Origin of the sequence: Bacillus cereus group sp. Bc010 (genome assembly GCF_027716745.1) — a bacterium.
In the GTDB taxonomy this organism is placed as follows: domain Bacteria; phylum Bacillota; class Bacilli; order Bacillales; family Bacillaceae_G; genus Bacillus_A; species Bacillus_A pacificus.
The window spans coordinates 1-2,886 of record NZ_JAQFUY010000084.1 but is presented as its reverse complement, the minus strand read 5'-3'; the positions used below and the strand labels follow the sequence as shown (position 1 = coordinate 2,886).

Below are 2,886 nucleotides of genomic sequence, written 5' to 3'. Positions count from 1 at the left end.
AATTGTCGATAGGTAAGTCTTTGAGGTTATCTCCAACTTTTCCCCCGATCCGCACGGTACGTGCCACTTTCACGGCATACCGCGGTCCACCTATATTGTAGTTTTCTTTTCATCTAATAATGATAAGCTCTAAGCAAACAACGCTAGTTGTTCATGTTCCATATCCACTTCATTTTGTGATTACATACAGATTTCCTCATTTTTGACTAATTTCCGCAATTTATTAAGTTTGCCTAACTGTTCCTCGTTGAGTTTTAATTTATTGAGGAATTGGTTTATGGTTTCTATATTGGTCGCGTGTATTAGTGTATGGACACTTGGCTTGATGATGGTAAGATTTTTGTAGCTGTCATCCCTTGTTTCACTCCATAATCGCTTATGGTGACAGTGGATGTCCCAAGGCGAGAGTTTCTCACCTGTTACACTGCATCTTCCTTTTTGTGCAATATAAAGAGAAATTCGATTATCATTGTATTCTATGGTTGCCCGTTCATTTATAACTGGGTTTTCTCTTAACCATTTCAGTTCCGCTTCGGTTATTTCTGCCAAGTTTTTGTGTATAAGGGCTCGTCCTTCTGCGGTGTATCTGTTAATAGATTGCTTTTTCATCATCGGTTTTTTGTGTTGAATATAGGAGATTGGTAAAATAGGACATTTCATGAGAAATCTCATCGCTTTTGACTTTAGGTATGGTTTAATACCTCTGTCTTTCCCTTTATATTTCCCTATATTCGTGTATCCGTTTGTGTTGCATTTTCCTCTAATTTTTGACTTTGGGAATCTGTTATACATCATGTGACCAAGACTATGGTTCATTTTACTGAAATCCAGGGAAGCATGCGTTGCTATTTTATAATAGTTGTGCTTACCAATGACCATGCTGTTGTATATACTGATTCTCTTAATTGTTTCATTAGAGTTTGGGGTTCTCTGTATCCTTTTCACTTGTTTTGCTAAATCTTGTTTTGTTTTTTTCCAGTGCTTTTGGAGAGATGTGTGTTACTGCAATGTATCGTGTGTTACCGTTCTTCTTACCTTTCTTTACAGCCTTAAGAGTGAAACCTAAGAATTCACTCTGTTGCTTTTTCAGATTGGTTACTTTAGACTTTTCGGTTGAGATAGGCAGTTTTAGACGTTCTTCTAACCACATTTGAGTTGCTTCGAAAATTTTCTCCGCATTCCTACGTGTATTTGTAAAGATTTTAAAATCATCTGCGTATCTTACGATATACATTGGTTTCATCTTGGATGTTTTGGATAGACAATATATTACAGTGTCATTACTCCAAATCCCATCTTTCAATCTCGGCTTTACCTTCTTGGCTTTGAAAGTTTCCCATTGATTACTAATCCACCAGTCAAATTCGTTAAGGTTAACATTGGCGAGTAGTGGACTAAGGATACCACCTTGCGGGGTACCTTTGGTCGGAAATATCGTTTTGCCGTTAGGCAGTTGCACTGGCGCTTTCAATATTTTCCGGATAATGACTAGTAGTTGTTTGTCACGAATACCCAGTGTCCATAGTTGGCGCATGAGTTTGACGTGACTTACTTCGTCAAAGAATCCCTGAATGTCTATATCCACCACATATGTAAGGTTTTGCTGATTTACCCGTTTTGTTGCGTCTGCTATAGCATTTTCAGCACTTCTGTTTGGGCGAAATCCATGACTTCGGTTACAGAAGTGTGCTTCACAGATAGGCTCCATTACTTGTAAGATGCATTGTTGGATAATCCTATCCCACATACTTGGTATTCCCAGAGGTCTGGTTTTCCCATTGGGTTTCAGTATTTCCTTGCGCCTTACTTTCTGCGGTTGGTAGTTTTGAAAGCGTCTTTTTACTTCGTTCAAGAAATAGCTTTGTTCCATTCTCTCAATATCCTTAATGTTTACATTGTCACAAGCTGCTGTTTTACTCCCTTTGTTTCCTTTAATATTACGAAACGCGAGGAGTATATTTTCATCTGATATAATGATAGGCATTAAATTTTTAAAAGAATTTTTCTTTGTTGCCTTCTGGTATAAGTTATCTAAGAAAGTTTGGATACCGTAGTATTCGTTGTGTCTTAGTTTCTTATTCTTTGGCGTGGACTTAGTTCTATCATTCATGGTCTATCACCTACTCTCATATTGATTTGGTGACCTTTTGAGTCTTACCAGAATCCATGCAAGATTAGATGAAATTTCAGTTCCTACAAATAGGCTTGTGGCTGTTCCTCCAATTCCATTACAGAATCTTCAACGGTCGTGCCACTACTCTCACCACTATTAAGAATACTTCCCTCGGTTACCCGTTTCGTATTCAACTATATCCGCCGATAGAGTCATAGACCCAACGTTAGTGGCTTTCGACGTTCCGTTCAGACTATCGTTGTTTTAAAGATCTTTCAATCTCCGATTTAGGTGCTTGCTTTACCCCGTGTCTAGCTCCGTTGCCTGTAACAACGTTAGGATTGGTCACTATGCGATGTTTCCAATCCATTAGACAAGTCTTATTTTCAGACTCCGAATCATTTCTGACCCGTAAACCTATCGAGGTGTACATTCGCAAGTTCGTCAGTGTTTACACATTCTCACCTTGTCGGTTGACAGCATACGGTACTTAGTTAGTTCCAGCCGGTTTATTATTCCTGCTGGCTTTCGGTTATCCATATAGACACTACGAACCGTAACCGCATGTTTTACCCTGCTTCCAACATCTCACTCTGCCGAGTGTATGCAGTTGGGAATCTCACTGGGAGAGTTTCGGGGCGTTACTCCTTCATTCCTCTCACTCGCCTGAACAGTTATCCTACTCTTTATTGTTTTCGATGTTTCTACAATTAAGAATAGTCCTCGTTGTCGCCTATGCTCCCGCATTACTTACTCGAGAACGTCTCGCACCG

Annotated in this window: 1 pseudogene; it reads right to left on the bottom strand. The window is 39.4% G+C overall.

Annotated features, from left to right (window positions below):
- Positions 1-180: 180 nt before the first annotated feature.
- Positions 181-2,110: pseudogene (gene ltrA, locus PDQ68_RS28395) on the bottom strand (group II intron reverse transcriptase/maturase).
- Positions 2,111-2,886 lie beyond the last annotated feature (776 nt).